Origin of the sequence: Chitinibacter sp. FCG-7 (genome assembly GCF_040047665.1) — a bacterium.
GTDB classification, from domain to species: domain Bacteria; phylum Pseudomonadota; class Gammaproteobacteria; order Burkholderiales; family Chitinibacteraceae; genus Chitinibacter; species Chitinibacter mangrovi.
This window is the reverse complement of sequence record NZ_CP157355.1, coordinates 881,853-901,016: the sequence shown is the minus strand read 5'-3', so window position 1 is coordinate 901,016 and position 19,164 is coordinate 881,853. Positions and strand designations below refer to the sequence as shown.

Annotated in this window: 23 protein-coding genes; 11 read left to right on the top strand and 12 right to left on the bottom strand. The window is 49.9% G+C overall.

Features of this window, described 5'->3' with window-relative positions; all coding sequences use genetic code 11:
- The first annotated feature begins 234 nt into the window (after positions 1 to 234).
- Complete coding sequence (locus ABHF33_RS04175) at positions 235 to 1,677, top strand: hypothetical protein (RefSeq protein ID WP_348945777.1); 1,443 nt, start codon at positions 235 to 237, stop codon at positions 1,675 to 1,677.
- Positions 1,678 to 1,707: 30 nt separating this feature from the next.
- Here the strand turns inward: ABHF33_RS04175 and ABHF33_RS04170 are convergent, their stop codons facing one another.
- The 8 genes from ABHF33_RS04170 to argF form a co-directional block, all read right to left on the bottom strand.
- A complete protein-coding gene (locus ABHF33_RS04170) occupies positions 1,708 to 1,863 on the bottom strand; it encodes a DUF3149 domain-containing protein (protein ID WP_157314130.1) in 156 nt (51 codons plus the stop codon).
- 73 nt (positions 1,864 to 1,936) lie between these two features.
- Positions 1,937 to 3,757, bottom strand: a complete 1,821-nt coding sequence (locus ABHF33_RS04165) for a sensor domain-containing diguanylate cyclase (RefSeq protein WP_348945776.1) — start codon at positions 3,755 to 3,757, stop codon at positions 1,937 to 1,939.
- Positions 3,758 to 3,818: 61 nt separating this feature from the next.
- Positions 3,819 to 4,310 (bottom strand): YajQ family cyclic di-GMP-binding protein, encoded by a 492-nt coding sequence (locus tag ABHF33_RS04160; RefSeq protein WP_348945775.1) that lies wholly within the window; start codon positions 4,308 to 4,310, stop codon positions 3,819 to 3,821.
- Positions 4,311 to 4,393: 83 nt separating this feature from the next.
- Positions 4,394 to 4,705 carry a pyrimidine/purine nucleoside phosphorylase gene (locus ABHF33_RS04155; RefSeq protein ID WP_348945774.1) on the bottom strand — a complete coding sequence of 104 codons (312 nt, stop codon included), beginning with the start codon at positions 4,703 to 4,705 and terminating at the stop codon, positions 4,394 to 4,396.
- A 112-nt stretch (positions 4,706 to 4,817) separates the two neighbouring features.
- A complete protein-coding gene (locus tag ABHF33_RS04150; protein WP_157314197.1) occupies positions 4,818 to 5,018 on the bottom strand; it encodes a DUF2788 domain-containing protein in 201 nt (66 codons plus the stop codon).
- Positions 5,019 to 5,097: 79 nt separating this feature from the next.
- Positions 5,098 to 6,318: an argininosuccinate synthase gene (locus ABHF33_RS04145; RefSeq protein WP_348945773.1), complete on the bottom strand. Its 1,221-nt coding sequence runs from the start codon at positions 6,316 to 6,318 to the stop codon at positions 5,098 to 5,100.
- Between the two features lie 51 nt (positions 6,319 to 6,369).
- On the bottom strand, positions 6,370 to 7,002 hold the full coding sequence (gene leuE / locus ABHF33_RS04140; protein ID WP_348945772.1) for a leucine efflux protein LeuE: 633 nt from the start codon (positions 7,000 to 7,002) through the stop codon (positions 6,370 to 6,372).
- Positions 7,003 to 7,017: 15 nt separating this feature from the next.
- Positions 7,018 to 7,932 (bottom strand): ornithine carbamoyltransferase, encoded by a 915-nt coding sequence (gene argF, locus ABHF33_RS04135; protein WP_348945771.1) that lies wholly within the window; start codon positions 7,930 to 7,932, stop codon positions 7,018 to 7,020.
- A 248-nt stretch (positions 7,933 to 8,180) separates the two neighbouring features.
- On the opposite strand from argF, the gene ABHF33_RS04130 reads away from it, so the two are divergent.
- The gene (locus ABHF33_RS04130; RefSeq protein ID WP_157314196.1) at positions 8,181 to 8,480 is read left to right on the top strand and encodes a DUF3579 domain-containing protein; all 300 of its coding nucleotides are present in this window, start codon (positions 8,181 to 8,183) and stop codon (positions 8,478 to 8,480) included.
- Positions 8,481 to 8,649: 169 nt separating this feature from the next.
- The gene (gene fabG / locus ABHF33_RS04125; RefSeq protein ID WP_348945770.1) at positions 8,650 to 9,390 is read left to right on the top strand and encodes a 3-oxoacyl-ACP reductase FabG; all 741 of its coding nucleotides are present in this window, start codon (positions 8,650 to 8,652) and stop codon (positions 9,388 to 9,390) included.
- A gap of 113 nt (positions 9,391 to 9,503) precedes the next feature.
- Here the strand turns inward: fabG and pstB are convergent, their stop codons facing one another.
- The 4 genes from pstB to pstS all read right to left on the bottom strand — a co-directional run bounded on the left by pstB (position 9,504) and on the right by pstS (position 13,246).
- Positions 9,504 to 10,271 carry a phosphate ABC transporter ATP-binding protein PstB gene (pstB, locus tag ABHF33_RS04120; RefSeq protein ID WP_348945769.1) on the bottom strand — a complete coding sequence of 256 codons (768 nt, stop codon included), beginning with the start codon at positions 10,269 to 10,271 and terminating at the stop codon, positions 9,504 to 9,506.
- Positions 10,272 to 10,298: 27 nt separating this feature from the next.
- Complete coding sequence (gene pstA, locus ABHF33_RS04115; protein WP_348945768.1) at positions 10,299 to 11,138, bottom strand: phosphate ABC transporter permease PstA; 840 nt, start codon at positions 11,136 to 11,138, stop codon at positions 10,299 to 10,301.
- 14 nt (positions 11,139 to 11,152) lie between these two features.
- Positions 11,153 to 12,109 carry a phosphate ABC transporter permease subunit PstC gene (gene pstC, locus ABHF33_RS04110; RefSeq protein ID WP_348945767.1) on the bottom strand — a complete coding sequence of 319 codons (957 nt, stop codon included), beginning with the start codon at positions 12,107 to 12,109 and terminating at the stop codon, positions 11,153 to 11,155.
- Between the two features lie 96 nt (positions 12,110 to 12,205).
- A complete protein-coding gene (gene pstS / locus ABHF33_RS04105; RefSeq protein ID WP_348945766.1) occupies positions 12,206 to 13,246 on the bottom strand; it encodes a phosphate ABC transporter substrate-binding protein PstS in 1,041 nt (346 codons plus the stop codon).
- 178 nt (positions 13,247 to 13,424) lie between these two features.
- Between pstS and tpiA the strand changes: the two genes are divergently transcribed.
- The 8 genes from tpiA to nuoF all read left to right on the top strand — a co-directional run bounded on the left by tpiA (position 13,425) and on the right by nuoF (position 19,147).
- On the top strand, positions 13,425 to 14,135 hold the full coding sequence (gene tpiA, locus ABHF33_RS04100; protein WP_348945765.1) for a triose-phosphate isomerase: 711 nt from the start codon (positions 13,425 to 13,427) through the stop codon (positions 14,133 to 14,135).
- 36 nt (positions 14,136 to 14,171) lie between these two features.
- Positions 14,172 to 14,501 carry a preprotein translocase subunit SecG gene (gene secG, locus ABHF33_RS04095; RefSeq protein ID WP_348945764.1) on the top strand — a complete coding sequence of 110 codons (330 nt, stop codon included), beginning with the start codon at positions 14,172 to 14,174 and terminating at the stop codon, positions 14,499 to 14,501.
- A gap of 152 nt (positions 14,502 to 14,653) precedes the next feature.
- On the top strand, positions 14,654 to 15,022 hold the full coding sequence (locus tag ABHF33_RS04090; RefSeq protein WP_348945763.1) for an NADH-quinone oxidoreductase subunit A: 369 nt from the start codon (positions 14,654 to 14,656) through the stop codon (positions 15,020 to 15,022).
- Positions 15,023 to 15,027: 5 nt separating this feature from the next.
- On the top strand, positions 15,028 to 15,504 hold the full coding sequence (locus ABHF33_RS04085; protein WP_157314115.1) for a NuoB/complex I 20 kDa subunit family protein: 477 nt from the start codon (positions 15,028 to 15,030) through the stop codon (positions 15,502 to 15,504).
- 8 nt (positions 15,505 to 15,512) lie between these two features.
- Complete coding sequence (locus tag ABHF33_RS04080) at positions 15,513 to 16,112, top strand: NADH-quinone oxidoreductase subunit C (RefSeq protein WP_348945762.1); 600 nt, start codon at positions 15,513 to 15,515, stop codon at positions 16,110 to 16,112.
- Positions 16,102 to 17,358: an NADH-quinone oxidoreductase subunit D gene (locus ABHF33_RS04075; protein WP_348945761.1), complete on the top strand. Its 1,257-nt coding sequence runs from the start codon at positions 16,102 to 16,104 to the stop codon at positions 17,356 to 17,358. The genes ABHF33_RS04080 and ABHF33_RS04075 overlap by 11 nt, the downstream gene beginning before the upstream one ends.
- On the top strand, positions 17,358 to 17,861 hold the full coding sequence (nuoE, locus tag ABHF33_RS04070) for an NADH-quinone oxidoreductase subunit NuoE (RefSeq protein WP_348945760.1): 504 nt from the start codon (positions 17,358 to 17,360) through the stop codon (positions 17,859 to 17,861). The genes ABHF33_RS04075 and nuoE overlap by 1 nt, the downstream gene beginning before the upstream one ends.
- The gene (gene nuoF, locus ABHF33_RS04065; RefSeq protein WP_157314111.1) at positions 17,861 to 19,147 is read left to right on the top strand and encodes an NADH-quinone oxidoreductase subunit NuoF; all 1,287 of its coding nucleotides are present in this window, start codon (positions 17,861 to 17,863) and stop codon (positions 19,145 to 19,147) included. The genes nuoE and nuoF overlap by 1 nt, the downstream gene beginning before the upstream one ends.
- Positions 19,148 to 19,164 lie beyond the last annotated feature (17 nt).

Here is a 19,164-nt window from a genome sequence, read left to right as displayed (position 1 = left end):
TTTTGTTTTGTCGTGTCAGAATGATAAAAACTTGAAAGATCGAATATGCTGACTTACACGCCTCAGTCCGAACGGCCAGCTTCCCCACAAAAAGAACAAGACAAACCCTGGCTACTAATTCTGCTCTGCCTTTTCTGGCTTATTCCAGGGTTATGGGGGCATGACCCATGGAAGCCGCAAGAGAACGAGCATGCAGCTTTGATCGCCAATATGCTCAGACAGGATAGCTGGGTCTTGCCCTGGCTAGCTGATCGTCCTTATTTCGATACCGCGCCACTTTATTTCTGGTTTGCTGCTCTGCTTGCCAATGCTTTGGCCTGGTTTGGTGTTGCCATACACGATGCCGCCAGATTGAGTACTGGCATCTGGATGGCATTGGCTTTGTGGGGAGCCGGGCTTGCCGGGCGTGAGCTATTTGGCCGGAAATTTGGCCGTTTAAGTGTTGTCCTTGTTTTAAGCTCGCTCGGCTTAATGATTTGGGGGCATCATATTGCACCTGCTGCCTTGATCTTTGCTGCATATGCCTGGGGTATCTATTCCTTTGTGCTGGCTTTGCGCAAACCTTTGCGAGCTGGTTTTATTCTGGCTCTGAGCCTATTGGGTTTGCTGTTGGGTGCCAGCTGGGCAGATGCAGTGCTGATGTTGCTGATGGCTTTGGGTTTATTTCTGTTCAAGCCATGGCGTCGATTGGCATGGGCAGTGAGTCTGTCTACCGCACTGGTGTTATCTTTGCCTTTGGCCGCTTTATGGGGCTACGCGCTGAGTGAACAGTCGACTGCGCTGTTCCAAACCTGGTGGCGCTATCATGCCTGGGGACCTTATGGTGGTGCAACGTCGTTCAGTGCTTTGCTAGCCCCTCAGTTCTTGCTGGCCACTTTGCTGTGGTTCACTTGGCCTGTATTACCTCTGGCCTTATGGTCACTCTGGATTAATCGGCGCGATCTGCGCACTAAGCAGCAATGGGTCTTGCTGCTGTGGTTGGCATTTGCGATGCTGACTTATCTTGTATGTGCGGCGTTTCCAGCCGAGGCGATGATTTTACCTTTATTGATTGTACTGTCGCTGATTGCTGTCGCGGGTATTGATGATTTAAGACATGGTGCCGCTTCAGCATTAAATTCATTTTCGGTGCTGACATTCGGGCTGTCTGCAATTGCACTGTGGCTGGCCTGGGGCATTGTATTGCTAGAAGCTCCGAAGGTGCTGTTTGAATTACTCAGTCGTTATAGCTCAGCGGAATTGGAGGTTAATTTTGTCGGTCTGATTTTGGCATTGGTTGCCAGTGTTCTTTGGGGAGGTGTTTTACTGCGCCGCCGTGCCATTGGGCGCAAGGCGCTAACCAACTGGAGTTGCGGCCTGATTTTATTGCTGAGTATTTTTGTGGGTTTGTTTCAAAGCTGGGTTGATTCTGGCAAATCGTATCGCCCGGTTGGCGAAAAATTGCAGTCAGTTGGAGATGCAATGCAAGTGGCATGCATTGATGCTGCAGAACTGCCATTGGCCCCGTTGGGAGCGATTGCGTACTTCAGCACCTTAACGATCAAAACCGAAATGACAGATGGGTGTACCTTGGCCATCAGAACGCATCAGGCCAAGATTCCTGCTCATTGGACGTTAGTTGCCCGAACTCAGCGTCTGGGCGAAACCAGGGAACAGTTTAGTATTTACCTTAAATAATCTTCAGGCGGGTATCCCGTCTGAAGATTGTTAGTCACGTTTTTGCTGCGCTTCGGTATCTTCTTTCACGTGCCGACGGACAAAAAGAAAGATATACACGCCCATGCAAAGGATAAAGCCGATTGTAAACAGGCTAAGCAAGCCAATCTCGGATGAAAATAAAGTACTGAGCGGGGTGTTCTCCATTTTGCATCTCCATTCTTTTCTTGTGTCGATGCATTAATTTAGGCTGGAAATGCCTAGCTAGTATTGACTTGGGTCAAGAGTCTTTCGGGGTTTGCTCATCGGTTGGCAAGTGTTCAAAGCAGGTGCTTTTATTGCGGCCACTGTGTTTGGAAGCATAGAGCGCGGTGTCTGCTCGTTTCAGTGGCGCATCGACATTTGGATCATCCGGTGTAATTTCACTAATGCCTATGCTGCTGGTAAATTTGATTTCCCGCCCGTCGTCGAGCATGATGACATTTTCTTCGATGTGGGTGCGTAGCCTCTCTGCTGCCAGATAGGCCTCATCCAGCGTGGTTTCAGGTAAAAAGGCTGTGAACTCCTCGCCGCCGATGCGGGCGATCAAGTCAATATCCCGCAGCGAAGCCCGGCACAAGTTGGCCATGGTTCTAATGACTTGGTCGCCGGTCTGGTGCCCATAGTTGTCGTTGATTTTTTTGAAGAAATCGATATCCAGCATTAAAATGCATGCGCGGCGCTGATAGCGTTTAGTGCGCTGTATTTCCTGTTGAGCCGTTTCCATAAAATACGCGCGATTGGCCAGCCCGCTCAGGCTATCGGTGGTTGCTCGGCGTTTGAGCTCATCTTCAAGCTGTTTGCGCTGTGTAATATCGCTAAGGCCGATCAGCAGTGTCGTGCCATCATTCGATGTTGAGGCCGACATGGACACATTGGCCCAGAAAGGATTGCCTTCTTTGTGACGTAGTATGCATTCGGCATTGTTGACCGCTTTCCCCGCCAGCGCATCTTCCGAGTGGTGCAAAAAATCAACCCGATCATAATAAAGCTCAAAAGCCCGCTTGGATAAGGCCGCGGCCTGGGGAAGACCAAACATTTTTGCCGCGTGCTGATTGATGTAGGTGATGTAAAAATCCGGCATGCGCGCTAGCACTAGACCGACCGGGGTGGTTTCGATCATTTGCTTGAATCGGGTTTCGCTGGCCGAGAGCTTGCGCTCTTTGGCTTTCAGATTCTGAGTGAGCCGCCGCGAGCGCCAAAAGTAATAAGCCATTACAGCAGTAAGCAACAACATCAGGCTGGCTGCGGTCGTGTAATACGCCAGTTTTTTTTGCCATTCGGTCAGATAGCTGGACGTCGGTAAGGTGGTGACAAGATGCAGCGGGCTGCTCCCGATTTGCTGCAGACTGATCAATTGATCGCTTTTCTTGCTCAGAAATGCGCCACTACGCTGTTTTTGCTTGATAGGTCCGCTGAGTTCCGCCTCCAATCCCAAAAGGTTGGGTTGGCGGGGGGCACTGGCCAATATTTTTAGCTCGGCATCGAGTAGATAAAGCGACTGGCCGGGTTTTAGGCGGGTCGCGCTCAACGCTTGCCCAAGATGGCCCGGTCTGATTCTGGCTAGCGCCAACAAACTAGCAGATTGCCCGCTAGGCTTTAGCGCGATAATCAGTTCTGGCGGCTGGCCAGAGCTAGTGTGATAAACAATCTCTTGCTGTTTGAGCTGATCTATCAAGGGCAGAAAATCCAGCTCAAACGGGCTGACGCCCTCTGCTTGCGCCAATAACTGCCCACGTAGATCGATCAGCGCAATATTATCGGCTTGGGGGATCAGCTGCAGTTGCTGTTGCAAAATGCTGCTTGGGTTTGCGCTCTGCTCGGCAGCGAGCAGTGGGGCAATTTGCAGGTTGGTGTTGATGAGTTGGAGCTCAACTTCGCGCAATTGCGCCTTGATTTGCGCGTCCTGCAAAGCCAGTAAAGCCGCACTTTGACCGCGTGCGTGGTTTTCGGCAGTACGATAACTGGCACTGACTTGATAGGCGAGGAATAAAATCATCCCGAAGCCGATCATTGCAGCCAGTGCAACAGTAATAGTGATCCGATTCCGATGCCAGCGCATGATGTTTGATTTAGTAGCAATTGCTAATGATTATAGTCCAATTGCCCCTAGCATCCGTGGCTTAGTCACGGAAATTCTGGAATTGTAGCGGGAAGTCGATTTTACTGCGCACCAGCGCAATTACTTCTTGCAAGGCATCACGGGTTTTGCCGCTAACGCGCAATTCATCGCCTTGAATCGCCGTTTGCACTTTGAGCTTGGCATCTTTAATTTCTTTGATGATTTTTGCGGCCAGTTCGCGATCAATACCGTCTTTGATCGTCAGAACCTGTTTGGCTTTATTGCCCGATACTTTTTGCACGTCGCCTTGCTCAAGACGTTTGCTGCTGTCTGGCTCTTTTTTCTCTAGCGCTGGGAAGACGATATCTTTAATCTGATCGAGCTGAAATTCAGAATCACCGTGGATGGTGATTAGCTTGTCTTTTTCGTTCAATTCCACCTTGGCGCTGGTGCCTTTAAAATCATAACGATTAACAATGGTTTTTTCGGCAATATCAATGGCGTTTTTGAGCGCAACCATATCCGTTTCTGAAGTGATGTCAAATGAAGGCACGTTGAACTCCTCGCTGGAAAATAAATGACAAAAAGGCAGGCGGTGTTGCACCGCTGCCTTTTCAATGGGGACAAATAAACGAATTAGCCGAAATGGCAAACGTAATGCAGTGTTTCTACTGTTTCAATTTCAAAGCTGGAATTGCCGGGTACATCGAAAGATACACCTGCACCGTATTCGGTTGCAGCGCTTTCGCCAGCTAGCTTCACACGGCATACCCCGGCAATTACTTCCATCACTTCGGGCGCGCCAGTATTGAATGTCAGGGTTGAAGGCAAAATCACGCCCACAGTTTTTTTCGTGCCATCGGCAAATACCACGGTATGGCTGACACATTTGCCATCAAAGTAAACATTACCCTGTTTCAGGACTGAAACATTATCAAATTGGCTCATTTTTTATCCTTTTAAAGTGATGCAAAAGTTGCCCGGCAAGGCGCGAAGTCGAAGAGAGTACCAAGCGTACAGCGAGACGAGGCAGCGAAGCTGGGCGACTTTTGCTTTAATCCTATTTTTGTAAAACTTCGGTCAAAATGGTCTTGGCAATAAATCCGACCATGCCCAGACCCAAGGCAAAAAACAGAATCATTGTTCCGTATTTCCCCGCTTTGGACTCTTTGGCCAGATTGTAAATAATAAAGCCCATATACAGGATCAGGCCGGTACATAAAATACTGGTCGAGAGCGTAGTAAACGTCTCTTCGTCCATATGAATAAAGGCTTCTAGCATCAATACTTGCCAATCAGTGGCTCAAGCGCTGGGGCTTGAGCCTGTGTGGAAAATTCAATTATTTTTTCAAACGACCCGCAATGCGCATGCGCAATGCGTTCAATTTGATAAAGCCGCCAGCGTCGACTTGATTGTAAGCGCCGCCATCATCGTCAAAGGTCGCGATATTCATGTCGAACAATGAGTCGGTTTTCGAATCACGGCTCACGACAATCACATTGCCTTTGTACAGTTTCAGACGAACCCAACCGTTAACGGTTTTTTGCGTTTCGTCGATCAGCGTTTGCAGTACTTTGCGCTCTGGTGCCCACCAGTAGCCGTTGTAAATCAGGCTGGCGTAACGTGGCATCAGATCGTCTTTCAAATGCGCTACTTCGCGATCGAGTGTGATCGATTCAATCGCGCGGTGCGCTTTCAAAATGATGGTGCCGCCCGGTGTTTCGTAGCAGCCGCGTGATTTCATGCCAACGTAGCGGTTTTCAACCAGATCCAGACGACCAATACCATGCTTGCCGCCCAGCTCGTTCAATTTGGTCAGCACTTGCGCAGGTGACAAACGAGTGCCATTCAGTGCAACGATATCGCCGCGCTCGAATTCAACGTCAAGATATTCTGGCGCATCAGGTGCAGCTTCTGGGCTCACCGTCCAGCGCCACATGCTTTCTTCGGCTTCGGCTGATGGATTTTCGAGGTGACGACCTTCAAAAGAGATATGCAACAGGTTGGCGTCCATCGAGTACGGTGCGCCGCCGTTTTTGTGCTTCATATCGACTTCAATGCCGTTTTTCTCGGCATACGCCATCAGTTTTTCGCGGCTCAGCAAATCCCATTCGCGCCATGGTGCGATCACTTTCACTTCCGGCATCAGTGCGTAAGCACCGAGCTCGAAACGAACCTGGTCATTGCCTTTGCCCGTTGCGCCGTGGCTGATCGTGTCAGCGCCAGTTTCACGCGCGATGTCGATCAGGCGTTTGGCGATCAGTGGGCGGGCAATTGACGTACCGAGCAGGTATTCACCTTCGTACACGGTGTTAGCGCGGAACATAGGGAATACGAAGTCGCGAACGAATTCTTCACGCAGGTCGTCGATGTAAATATTTTCTGGTTTGATGCCAAATTTCAGTGCTTTCTGGCGTGCTGGCTCCAGCTCTTCGCCTTGACCCAAGTCAGCAGTGAAAGTTACCACTTCACATTGGTAAGTGTCTTGCAGCCATTTCAAAATGACCGAAGTATCCAGACCACCGGAATACGCCAGAACTACTTTTTTTACATCAGACATGAAAAACCTCGATTACGTCGTCGATTACAAGGATTTAATAGAGCGCGACTATCAATCTAGAGCCAGGCGTAAGCCAAAACTCACAAATAGCGTGCCAATCAGTTTATTCAAAACGGTTTTAAGCCACGTGATGCCAGACAGCCGGCGCGACAGCGCGCTGCCAGCCAGAATCAGCGTGGTCAGATAACACAGGCTCAGACTTTGTACGATCAGACCCAGCACAATAAAGCTTTGCCAGACGTGCGGATGATTGGGATCGACAAATTGAGGAAAAAAGGCCATGAAGAACAAAATGGCTTTTACATTGATCAAAGAAATACCCAAGGCACTACGAAATGCATTGCGTGGCGCATACCGCGATGCGTGTGCTGAGGAGTCGATTTCAGTAGGGGGGGTATGGCGTGCAAATAAAGCTTTATAGCCAATCCACATCAGATACCCCGCTCCCAGATAACGAACCGCATCGTATGCTACCGGGTGGGCTTTCATTAACGATGCGACGCCCAAAACAGCAGCGAGCATCAGGATGCAGTCGCCAATAATAATCCCTGCCGCAGCACCAAATCCGGCCTTGTGGCCGCGCGTTGCTGCGGTGGTCAATGCAAATAGCGAGTTAGGGCCAGGGGTCAGGATAATCAGCACTGTTCCCAATACGAAGGCCCAAACATCAGTAATGCCAAGCACGGCTTTGTCGCCTGTTTAATCGTTGATGCGACCGAGCAATAAATACTCGATCACGGCTTTTTGCACGTGCATGCGGTTTTCTGCCTCTTCCCAGACCACCGATTGCGGGCCGTCGATGACTTCAGGATCGACTTCTTCGCCACGGTGTGCGGGCAGGCAATGCATAAACAGCGCATTGGCTTTGGCTTGCAGCATGACTTTTTCCGAAACCTTGTAGTTCAGGAAGTCTTTTTTGCGCTGCAGTGTTTCACGCTCGTAACCCATCGATGTGGACACATCCGTCGTGACAATATCGGCATCACGGGCGGCGGTATAAATATCGCGGAAAGACTCGAAATGCTCGGAGCCATAGGTTTCTCCATCAAGCACGGTCATTTCATAACCGGCAGGGCAGGCCAGATTCAGTTTGAAATTGAAGATTTTGGCCGCTTGTAACCAGGTGCGTGACACATTGTTCGAATCGCCTATCCAGGCGACGGTTTTACCTTCGATTGAGCCAAAACGTTCCACATAGGTAAAGATGTCAGCCATGATCTGGCAAGGGTGGTATTCATTGGTCAGGCCATTGATCACCGGCACCAGCGAGTTTTCGGCAAAGCGCTCGATAATCGATTGCTCGTAGGTGCGCACCATGACGATATCGACCATACGGCTGATCACTTTGGCCACGTCTTCAATCGGTTCGCCACGACCCAGTTGCGTATCTTTCGACTGCAGGAACATCGCATGACCGCCGAGCTGGAACATGCCAGCTTCAAACGATACGCGGGTGCGGGTCGACGATTTTTCAAAAATCATACCCAGCACTTTGCCCGGCAAGGGCTGGTAAAGCTGGCCTGCGCGCAAGCGCTCTTTCAGTTTGGCCGCGCGTTCAAACAGGTATTGGTATTCTTCTAAAGTGAAATCGCTGAACTTCAAGTAATGGCGCATCGGATTGGGTCCCGAGCCGTATTTTTTAGCGACGGCTCAAATGGCTGAAAAAAACGAACATTATTCAGTGTTTTACCCATTTCTGGCAAGCCCTGATCATGTCTTTCTGGCCTGCAATCGGGACTTGTACTAGGTCAAATCACGCTACATTTGTGCCCGTCAAAGAGGCTGGCGATGGTATAATCAGTTCGATTGGCAATTGTGCAGTGCAAATTGCCGTGTTCCTCTTACTTACGCTTGGCACCCCTATGATCTGCAATCCATACGAAATCATCATTCAGGGAATCACGAGTTCTGGTCGTGAATTTCGCCCCAGTGACTGGGCTGAACGTTTATCTGGGATTTTGTCTACATTCGGGGTCGATCAGAAATTATCCTACGCGCCGTTTGTGCGCCCGATGGTGCACAACAATGTACGCTGCGTTGCGGTCGACAAACAGCTGGAAAAAATCGATCCGCGCGTGTTCGAATTTATCATGACATTTGCGCGCGATAACGATCTGCAAGTGGTGGACTGTCGCTCGCTGGTCAAGGGTATCGAACGCTAAACTGACCACTGTTCTGCCGATTCCTACAAAGCCTTGCATCTGCAAGGCTTTCTTGTTTTTTATCAAGACAAAAGTGCTTTTATCCTTGCTGCGCTGCAACACTGCGCTTATCCTGCTACAGGGCGACCGCACATCAAAGTGGGGTTGAATTTTTGTCTGGGGAAAATCCATGAAACTCAAAGATAAAGTAGCAATCATTACCGGATCAGCTAGCGGCATTGGTGAAGCAACGGCGATCCGTTTTGCTGCGGAAGGCGCAAAAGTTGTGGTGTGCGACGTGAATCGGGCAGGGGTTGATGCCGTGGTGGCCAAGCTGGCCGCTAGCGGCGCGGTAGCGGCTGGTTTTGTCGTTGATGTGACCAAGAAAGACACGATTGCGGCAATGGTAGACGCGGTTAAAGCACAATTTGGCCGTATAGATATTCTGGTGAATAACGCCGGGATTACGCAGGACGCACAGCTATACAAAATGAGCGAAGAGCAGTTTGACCGCGTGATCGATATTAATCTGAAAGGCGTCTATAACTGCACCAAAGCCGTGGTTGATACCATGATCGAGCAGAACGCAGGGGTGATTTTGAATGCATCGTCGGTTGTTGGTGTGTACGGCAATTTTGGCCAGACCAATTATGCTGCGTCCAAATTTGGCGTGATCGGCTTTGTGAAAACCTGGGCGAAAGAGCTGGGCAAAAAAGGGATCCGCGCCAACGCAGTATGTCCTGGCTTTGTCGCGACACCGATGGTAAAAGCCATGCCGGAAAAAGTGCTGCAGGGCATGGAAGAGAAAGTGCCGATGAAGCGTCTGGCGCAGCCGGAAGAGATCGCCAGCGTGTATGCTTTCCTGGCCTCGGACGACGCCAGCTATATCAATGGTGCGGCGATTGAAGTCACAGGCGGCCTGACCTTGTAATTGCAGGTGGATGCCAATAAAAAAGCCCGCTTCAAGCGGGCTTTTTTATTGGTGTATATTGCTGTATCGCTTTATACGTGTGCGATATAGCAATATACCTATCTACTAGTGGCTTAGCCAAATTTACCAGTGATATAGTCTTCAGTCGCTTTGACGCTTGGTGAGGTGAAGATGTTATCGGTTTCGCCCATCTCGATCATTTCGCCCAGATACATATAGGCGGTGTAATCGGAAATCCGTGCGGCTTGCTGCATATTGTGCGTCACGATGGCAATCGTGTAGTCCTTTTTCAGCTCGTGAACCAGCTCTTCAACGTGTGCGGTTGAGATCGGATCCAGTGCGGATGTGGGCTCGTCCAGTAGCAGGATTTCAGGTTTAACCGCCACAGCACGGGCAATGCACAAACGCTGCTGCTGACCACCGGACAGGCCAAGGCCCGATTGCTTGAGCTTGTCCTTGACTTCATTCCACAGCGCCGCTTTGGTCAATGCCCACTCGATGCGGTCATCCATTTCCGATTTGGACAAGGTCTCATACAGCTTGACGCCAAAAGCGACATTGTCATAAATCGACATCGGGAACGGCGTTGGCTTCTGGAACACCATGCCGACTTTGGCGCGCAGCATGTTCAGGTCAATGCCCGGCTCCAGAATATTCTGGCCGTTGAGGATGATCTGGCCTTCAGCGCGTAGCTTGGGGTACAGATCGTACATGCGATTGAAGGTGCGCAGCAGTGTGGATTTGCCGCAGCCGGATGGGCCGATAAAGGCAGTGACTTTGCCAGCCAGAATATCCAGATTGATGTTTTTCAGGGCATGAAAATTGCCGTAGTAAAAGTTCAGGTTTTTAACCGACAAACCGGCATTGTTCAGAGTGCTCATGATGTTGATTCCGTCGCAAAGTCTAAATTAGTGTTGTTTAGGTTGGCGCAGCATCACGCGCGCCAGAACATTCATACCCAGGACAAACAGGGCGATTATCAGTGCGCCTGCCCAGGCCAGTCGGTGCCAATCTTCATACGGACTCATCGCGAACTGGAAGATCACGACCGGCAAGTTAGCCATTGGGCTATTCATGTCTGAATAGAACTGGTTGTTCAGTGCGGTAAATAGCAATGGCGCTGTCTCGCCCAAGATCCGCGCAATCGCCAGCAAGATGCCGGTAGCAACGCCGGATTTGGCCGCTTTCAGCGTGACAAACATCACCATTTTCCATTTTGGCGTACCCAGAGCGTAGGCAGCTTCACGCATGGCTGTTGGCACCAGTAGCAGCATGTTTTCGGTAGTACGCACGACGACTGGAACGACCAGAATTGCCAATGCGCAAGAGCCCGCCCAGCCAGAGAAATGGCCGACTTGTGCAACATACACCTCGAAAATAAACAAACCGATCACAATCGATGGCGCAGAAAGCAGAATGTCGTTGATAAAGCGGGTGCTGTTACCCAGCCAGCCTTTCTGGCCAAACTCGGCCAGATAAGTGCCAGCCAGAATGCCGACGGGGGTGCCCATCAACACGGCAAAGAAGGTCATTTCCAAGCTACCCAAGATGGCATTGGCCAAACCGCCTTGGCTGCCGGGTGCTGGAGTGGCTTGTGTATATGTAGCCAGTGAAAACAGACCTGCAGAGCCGTGCAAGAACAGCGTATACATGATCCAGAACAGCCAGAACAAACCAAAAGCCATTGCAATCATTGATAGCGTGAGGCTGGTGTAGTTGGCAAAGCGGCGACGAGCGTAAAGATTCATAGCAGCAACCTATCTTAAGAATGAGCGCCTTCATTGCGGTTTAAACGCATGAGCAGAAGTTTGGAAAGAACCAGTACCAGGAAGGTAATCACGAAGAGCAGCAAGCCCAGCTCGATCAGTGAGGCGGTGTAAAGCTCGCCGTGTGCTTCGGTAAACTCGTTGGCCAGTGTGGCTGAAATCGTGGTGGCAGGGTCAAATAGGGACAGCATTTCATTCATCGAATTGCCAATCACAAATGTCACCGCCATGGTTTCGCCCAATGCACGACCCAGGCCGAGCATGATGCCGCCGATGATGCCGGTTTTGGTAAATGGTACGACGACATTCCACACCACTTCCCAGGTCGTTGCGCCAAGGCCGTAGGCAGATTCTTTCAGTAGAGCAGGGACGATCTCGAAGACGTCACGCATCACCGAGGTGATGTAAGGAATAATCATAATCGCCAGAATCAGGCTGGCGAGAAACATGCCGATGCCCATCGGTGGGCCAGCAAACCAATCACCAATGACTGGAATTCCCGCAGTCCATTCGGTCATTTTGGGTTGGATATTGTCGGCAAAGTACGGTGCAAAAACGAACAGACCCCACATGCCGTAAATAATTGAGGGCACGCCTGCAAGCAATTCGATCATGATCCCTAGTGGGCGACGTAGCCATACAGGCGAAAGCTCAGTCAGGAAAATGGCAATGCCAAAACTCACGGGAACGGCAATTATCAAGGCAATGCCCGAAGAAATCAATGTGCCGCGAATGGAAGACCAAGCGCCAAATTCATCAGTAACCGGATTCCAGCTTGAATCCCCTAGAAAAGCAAAGCCGAATTTTTCAATTGCGGGCCAAGCGCCATAAATGAGTGAGGCAATAATTGCAGCAAGCAGCGCAAGTACAAAAAAGGCAAAAAAACGCGTGCTGTTGACGAAAAACGCGTCCTGCAAACGCTGTGTTTTCATCCGTTGATTTAAATCAGACATTACCGTCTCCGGACTACCATAATCTACAAGCTAACAGGCACACAGCCTGAATAAACTGTGTGCCTGACATAAAGTGCCAATTATATTTGAATCTGCTTATTTCCAGATGGCTGCTTTGCCATCGGTAATTTGCGCTTTCCAGTTGGCTTTGATCATATTGACTACGTTGTCTGGCATTGGGATGTAATCCAGAGCCAAGGCCGCTTTGTCAGCGTCTGCGCCGTAAGCCCAGTCAAAGAACTTCAACACTTCCAGCGCTTGTGCTGGTTTGTCCTGTTTTTTGTGCATCAGGATGAAAGTCGGGCTAGCGATAGGCCAAGAATCTTTACCAGGTGCATTAGTGCTCACCAGATACATGCCTGGCGCGGATTTCCAGTCGGAATTGGCAGATGCAGCGATAAAGGCTTCTTCAGTTGGGCGTACAAAATTGCCAGTGCTATTTGCCAGCTGGGTGTATGACAATTTGTTTTGTTTTGCGTACGCAAACTCTACGTAACCGATTGAACCCTTGATACGTTGTACGTAGTTGGCTACGCCTTCGTTACCTTTACCGCCCACGCCAGTTGGCCACTGAACCGAAGTGTTTGCGCCTACTTTTTCTTTCCACTCTGGCGATACTTGCGACAGGTAGTTCACGAACAGGAAGGTGGTGCCCGAGCCGTCAGAGCGGCGTACCACGGTGATGTTCTGGTCTGGCAGGCTCAGGCCTTTATTGATTTCAACCAAGCGTGGGTCATTCCATTTCTTAATTTTGCCCAGATAAATATCAACCAGTACTGCAGGCGTGAGTTTGAAGTCGCCTGGTTTAATGCCTGGCACATTGATCACAGGCACTACACCACCGACCACGGTTGGAAATTGCATCAGGCCGCTTTTCTCAAGCTGGTCTACTTTCAGTGGCATGTCTGACGCACCGAAATCGACTGTTTTGGCTTCGATCTGCTTGATGCCACCACCTGAACCGATCGATTGGTAATTCATGCCTGTGCCCGTTTTGGCTTTGTACATTTCAGCCCATTTGGCATACAGCGGGTACGGGAATGTTGCGCCAGCGCCAGTGATATCAGCTGCTTGGGCAGAAGTAAAAAGGCCTGCCAGCAAGCCGGCGCTAACGATCAGATTACGAGCAAAAGTCATTTTTTTAAATCTCCAGAGCGAAATGGGTGTGAATTCGATGTAGGGCATCTTAATAGAGGAATGTTTCCGAAATATTACAAATGCTTTGTGACTGACAGGAGAGTGTGAAAAACAAGGTTTGACGGTGTAGGAGCGGGGTTGTTACCATCTCGCCCTAGTTTGCCAAGGGGGTTGCTGCATGGCCAAGCAGATGGTGATTGGTAATTGGAAGTTGCACGGCAGTATCGGGCAGATTAAATCGGTGTTAGGCGAAGTGGCGCAAGCCGGGCTTGATGCCAATGTCGGTGTCTGCGTGCCGGCGCCGTATATCATGCTTGCCAAGCAGATATTGCAACATACCCATATACAGTGTGGCGCTCAAGACGTCAGCCAGTATCACATAGGGCCATATACCGGTGAGATTTCATCGGGTATGTTGGCTGATGTCGGTTGTGAAATGGTGATTATTGGTCATTCCGAGCGTCGTCGTCTTTTTGGTGAAACCACCGAGCAGGCGGGGGTTAAATTGCGTTCTGCACTCGATGCCGGTCTGTTTGGTGTCTACTGTGTTGGCGAATCGGCTGAAGAGCGTCGCCAGGGTGATGCCGAGAAGGTGGTTGCTGCGCAGTTGGAGGTTTTGCGTGGTTTGCCGATGGGTTTGTTTGCCGTGGCTTACGAGCCGTCATGGGCGGTCGGTAGTGGTGTGGTTGCCTCTGGTGAGCAGATTTCCCCCATGCACGCCCTGATCAAGGAACACCTCGATGAGCGTGTCAAAGTCTTGTATGGCGGTAGTGTCAAGTCGGGTAATGCCGCAGAAATATTAGCAGTAAATCATGTTGATGGCGTGTTGGTTGGCGGTGCTGCGCTCTCGGCTTTTGAATTTGTGGGAATTTGCCAAGCGGCCCGCTGATTGGTACAATTCACGCCGCCACAGGAATGGATAAAAATGGACTTTATTACTAGTTTGGTGCTGATCTTGAACATCATCTCTGCTTTGGCGGTGATTGTGCTGGTCTTGATGCAGCATGGTAAGGGCGCCGATATGGGTGCTGCTTTTGGTAGCGGTTCTGCTGGCAGCGTGTTTGGTGCCTCGGGTTCGGCCAATTTCCTTAGCCGTTCTACTGCAGCGGCTGCGGCGGTGTTCTTTGTAACGTGTATGGCGCTGGTGTTGTTGACTGCGCCGAAAACGAGCAAAAACGATCTGGGCGTTATGTCCGGTGCTAAACCTGCTGCTGAAGTTGCTTCTCCTGCTGCCGGTCAAAAGATTCCCGACTAAGCAGTCGCATTGATTGCTGGTCAGATAGCGCCAAGCCGCTATCGAAATCAATATTTAGCTGAGCTGTGAAAATGGCTCGGCTATTTATATAAAAAGCAGCAAAAATAGCTGCATTTCTGTCTTTATGTATTACTTCTGAACTGGGGATTTTCATGCTGCAAGACTATTTCCCCATCCTGCTATTCCTTATTGTCGGCTTGTTGGTTGGAGTTGCTCCGCTGGCGCTCGGTTATGGGGTTGGTAAGGTCTTGGGAACGGTTCGGCCAGATTCGGCAAAATTATCACCTTACGAGTGCGGCTTTGAAGCATTCGAAGATGCGCGCATGCAGTTTGATGTGCGTTATTACCTGGTGGCGATTCTGTTTATTCTGTTCGATTTGGAAGTCGCGTTTTTGGTTCCTTGGGCTGTTGTGCTCAAAGAATTGGGTATGTTCGGCTTTGTATCGATGATGATATTCCTGACCATTCTGGTGGTCGGCTTCGTCTACGAATGGATGAAGGGTGCGCTGGAGTGGGAGTGAGATAAATGGAAGCTCAAAGTCTCGAAAAAGGTTTTGTCACCACAACGGTTGATGCAGTTGTTAACTGGACGCGCACTGGCTCTTTGTGGCCAATGACGTTTGGTTTGGCCTGTTGTGCTGTGGAGATGATGCATGCGGGTGCGGCGCGTTACGATTTGGATCGTTTCGGTATCGTATTTCGTCCGTCTCCACGTCAATCCGATTTGATGATTGTTGCAGGTACGCTCTGTAACAAAATGGCGCCAGCGTTGCGCAAAGTTTACGATCAGATGCCTGAGCCGCGTTGGGCAATTTCAATGGGCTCTTGTGCGAACGGTGGTGGTTACTACCACTACTCATACTCGGTAGTTCGCGGCTGTGATCGTATTGTTCCGATTGATATTTATGTGCCGGGCTGTCCTCCGACGGCTGAAGCGCTGTTGTATGGTTTGATACAGTTGCAAAACAAAATCAAACGTACCAACTCTATCGCGCGTTCTTGAGGTGAGCCATGGCAAATAAGCTAGAAACACTGATTGAAAGCTTGCGCACTGTTTTGGGTGAAGCCAAGATTGCTTCGCTGAAAAATGCGTTGGGCGAAGTAACAATCGAAGTGCCTGCTGCTCTTTGGGCTGAAGTTGCGCTGCAATTGCGCGATGACGCGAGCCTGCACTTTGAGCAATTGGTTGACGCCTGTGGCGTTGACTATAGCGAATACAAAGATGGTATTTGGGAAGGTCAGCGTTTTGCGGTGGTCTATCATCTGCTGTCTTATAAGCACAATGTACGACTGCGTGTTCGCGTTTTCTGTGCTGACGATGCATTCCCTGTGATCCATTCAATGGTTGATGTCTGGCCTGCGATCAACTGGTTTGAGCGCGAAGCATTTGACCTGTTTGGTATTGTGTTTCAGGGTCACCCTGACCTGCGCCGTATTCTGACTGACTATGGTTTTGTTGGTCATCCATTCCGTAAAGATTTCCCACTATCTGGTTACGTTGAAATGCGTTATGACGCCGAGCAAGCTCGCGTTGTTTACCAGCCTGTGACCATCGACCCGCGTGAAATTACACCGCGCATTATCCGCGAGGAGAACTACGGTGGCTGCTGAGATCCGTAATTACACCTTGAACTTCGGCCCACAACACCCTGCTGCGCACGGTGTATTGCGTCTGGTGCTGGAGTTGGATGGTGAAGTTGTTGAGCGTGCCGACCCGCATATTGGTCTGTTGCACCGTGCGACTGAAAAATTGGCTGAACACAAAACGTACATCCAGTCTCTGCCTTATATGGACCGCCTTGACTACGTGTCAATGATGTCTAATGAGCACGCTTATTGCATGGCAATTGAGAAATTGCTGGGCTTGGAAGTGCCAATTCGTGCTCAATACATTCGCGTGATGTTTGATGAAATCACCCGTGTATTGAATCACCTGATGTGGATTGGTGCTCACGGCTTGGACTGTGGTGCAATGACGATCTTCTTGTACGCCTTCCGCGAGCGTGAAGACCTGATGGACTGCTACGAAGCTGTTTCAGGTGCACGTATGCACGCGGCTTACTATCGTCCGGGTGGTGTGTATCGTGATCTGCCTGATGAAATGCCGCAGTATCAAGCATCAAAAGTACGTAATGCTGCCGCGATCAAAGATCTGAACAAGAACCGTCAAGGCAGCTTGCTCGATTTTATCGAAGATTTCACCAACCGCTTCCCAACGTACATTGATGAGTATGAAACGCTGCTGACAGATAATCGGATCTGGAAACAGCGTACTGTAGGTATTGGTGTGGTTGATGCAGATCGCGCAAAAGCCATCGGCTTTACCGGTGCGATGCTGCGTGGTTCCGGCGTTGAGTGGGATCTGCGCAAGACTCAGCCGTATGAAGTTTATGATCAACTGGATTTTGATATTCCCGTTGGTAAAACTGGTGACTGCTACGACCGCTATCTGGTTCGCGTTGAAGAAATGCGCCAGTCAAATCACCTCATCAAGCAATGCGTTGCGTGGCTCAAAGCAAATCCTGGTCCAGTGATTACTGATAACCACAAAGTTGCTCCTCCATCGCGTGAAGCGATGAAAGAAAACATGGAAGAGCTGATTCACCACTTTAAATTGTTCACTGAAGGCATGCACGTGCCAGAAGGCGAAGCATATGCCGCCGTTGAGCATCCAAAGGGTGAGTTTGGTATCTACCTGATTTCTGATGGCGCTAACAAGCCTTACCGTCTGAAGATTCGTGCGCCAGGTTATGTGCATCTGTCGGCGCTGGATGAAATGGCGCGCGGCCACATGATTTCTGACGTTGTAGCGATCATCGGTACGCAAGATATTGTATTCGGGGAGATTGACCGCTGATGTCTACCAACAATCTGACTACCCACAATCTTCTATCTGCCGAATCTTTGGCGCAGATCGATCGTGAAGTGGCCAAATATCCTGCCGATCAGGCTCGTTCTGCTGTTATGGGCGCTTTGCGCATTGCTCAGGTTGAAAAACGCTACCTGACCAATGACATGGTTGAGTTCATTGCCAACTACCTTGGTATCGCCCCAATGATGGCGTATGAAGTGGCAACGTTCTACAACATGTACGATATGAAGCCGGTCGGTAAACACAAGCTGACTGTATGTACCAATTTGCCCTGTGCTTTGTCGGGTGGCTATACCACAGCCAATTACCTCAAGCAAAAGCTGGGTATTGATTTCAATGAAACGACGGCTGACGGTAAATTCACGCTAAAAGAAGGTGAGTGCATGGGGGCTTGCGGTTATGCACCAGTGATGCTGGTCAATAACCACACTATGTGCAATCACATGACGCCTGAAGCCATCGACAAAAAACTGGCGGAGCTTGAATAATGACCGTCTATGTAAAAGGCGTTGTATTTGAGAACGTCAATTTTGAAGATCCAAACTGCTGGCGTCTGGAAGAGTACGTCAAGCGTGGCGGGTATGCCGCACTGAAAAAAATCATCAATGACAAAATCACCCAAGACGACATCATTGCTGATATGAAAACTTCTGGCTTGCGTGGCCGTGGTGGTGCAGGTTTTCCGACTGGTTTGAAATGGTCTTTCATGCCGCGCAGTTTTCCGGGCCAGAAATATCTGGTTTGTAATACTGACGAAGGCGAGCCAGGTACATTTAAAGACCTGGATATTATGGTCTACAACCCGCATGCCCTGATTGAGGGCATGATCATTGGCGGTTACGCCATGGGTATTACTGTAGGTTACAACTATATCCACGGTGAAGTCTTTGAGGCATATCAACGCTTTGAAGAAGCCCTCGAAGAAGCCCGCGCCGCTGGTTTCCTGGGTGATAATATTCTAGGTTCGGATTTCTGCTTCCAGCTGCATGGCCACCACGGTTATGGTGCCTATATTTGCGGCGAAGAGACGGCACTACTTGAATCTTTGGAAGGTAAAAAAGGCCAGCCACGCTTTAAGCCTCCATTCCCTGCGTCTTACGGTTTATACGGCAAGCCAACCACGATTAATAACACTGAGACCTTTGCCTCAGTGCCCTACATTATTCGTGAAGGCGGTCAGAAATTCCTTGAACTGGGCAAGCCAAATAATGGCGGTACCAAATTGTTCTCGGTTTCTGGTCACGTTAATCGTCCGGGTAACTACGAAATTCCATTGGGCACGCCATTCTCTGAATTGCTAGAGATGTGTGGCGGTATGCGTGACGGCAAAAAGCTCAAGGCAGTGATTCCTGGTGGCTCGTCTGCGCCGGTGTTGCCTGCCGATGTGATGATGCAATGCACGATGGATTACGACTCAATTGCCAAAGCGGGCTCGATGCTGGGTTCTGGTGCGGTCATTGTGATGGACGAAACAGTTTGCATGGTCAGCGCTTTGGAGCGTTTGTCCTATTTCTATCACGAAGAATCATGCGGTCAATGTACCCCATGTCGTGAAGGAACAGGCTGGTTGTATCGTGTAGTACATCGCATCGCCAACGGCGAAGGCCGCCCGGAAGACCTCGATTTGCTGTCACGTGTTGGCGACAATATCGCAGGCCGCACAATTTGTGCGCTGGGTGATGCTGCTGTATTCCCTGTGCGTGGAATGTTGAAACACTTCCGCCATGAATTCGAAGATTTGATTAATAAAGCACAAAAAGCGAAAGGTCTGTAATTTCGCGCTGTTTTAGT

Excerpts from the sequence above, each read along its gene's own strand:
- ABHF33_RS04090 (WP_348945763.1), top strand. The coding sequence starts at position 14,654 with ATGCTGCAAGACTATTTCCCCATCCTGCTATTCCTTATTGTCGGCTTG.
- ABHF33_RS04150 (WP_157314197.1), bottom strand. The coding sequence starts at position 5,018 with ATGGACGAAGAGACGTTTACTACGCTCTCGACCAGTATTTTATGTACC.
- ABHF33_RS04170 (WP_157314130.1), bottom strand. The coding sequence starts at position 1,863 with ATGGAGAACACCCCGCTCAGTACTTTATTTTCATCCGAGATTGGCTTG.
- nuoE (WP_348945760.1), top strand. The coding sequence starts at position 17,358 with ATGTCTACCAACAATCTGACTACCCACAATCTTCTATCTGCCGAATCT.
- ABHF33_RS04085 (WP_157314115.1), top strand. The coding sequence starts at position 15,028 with ATGGAAGCTCAAAGTCTCGAAAAAGGTTTTGTCACCACAACGGTTGAT.
- ABHF33_RS04145 (WP_348945773.1), bottom strand. The coding sequence starts at position 6,318 with ATGTCTGATGTAAAAAAAGTAGTTCTGGCGTATTCCGGTGGTCTGGAT.
- pstA (WP_348945768.1), bottom strand. The coding sequence starts at position 11,138 with ATGAATCTTTACGCTCGTCGCCGCTTTGCCAACTACACCAGCCTCACG.
- ABHF33_RS04080 (WP_348945762.1), top strand. The coding sequence starts at position 15,513 with ATGGCAAATAAGCTAGAAACACTGATTGAAAGCTTGCGCACTGTTTTG.
- tpiA (WP_348945765.1), top strand. The coding sequence starts at position 13,425 with ATGGCCAAGCAGATGGTGATTGGTAATTGGAAGTTGCACGGCAGTATC.
- nuoF (WP_157314111.1), top strand. The coding sequence starts at position 17,861 with ATGACCGTCTATGTAAAAGGCGTTGTATTTGAGAACGTCAATTTTGAA.
- ABHF33_RS04165 (WP_348945776.1), bottom strand. The coding sequence starts at position 3,757 with ATGCGCTGGCATCGGAATCGGATCACTATTACTGTTGCACTGGCTGCA.
- argF (WP_348945771.1), bottom strand. The coding sequence starts at position 7,932 with ATGCGCCATTACTTGAAGTTCAGCGATTTCACTTTAGAAGAATACCAA.
- ABHF33_RS04130 (WP_157314196.1), top strand. The coding sequence starts at position 8,181 with ATGATCTGCAATCCATACGAAATCATCATTCAGGGAATCACGAGTTCT.
- ABHF33_RS04155 (WP_348945774.1), bottom strand. The coding sequence starts at position 4,705 with ATGAGCCAATTTGATAATGTTTCAGTCCTGAAACAGGGTAATGTTTAC.
- secG (WP_348945764.1), top strand. The coding sequence starts at position 14,172 with ATGGACTTTATTACTAGTTTGGTGCTGATCTTGAACATCATCTCTGCT.
- fabG (WP_348945770.1), top strand. The coding sequence starts at position 8,650 with ATGAAACTCAAAGATAAAGTAGCAATCATTACCGGATCAGCTAGCGGC.
- pstS (WP_348945766.1), bottom strand. The coding sequence starts at position 13,246 with ATGACTTTTGCTCGTAATCTGATCGTTAGCGCCGGCTTGCTGGCAGGC.
- pstC (WP_348945767.1), bottom strand. The coding sequence starts at position 12,109 with ATGTCTGATTTAAATCAACGGATGAAAACACAGCGTTTGCAGGACGCG.
- pstB (WP_348945769.1), bottom strand. The coding sequence starts at position 10,271 with ATGAGCACTCTGAACAATGCCGGTTTGTCGGTTAAAAACCTGAACTTT.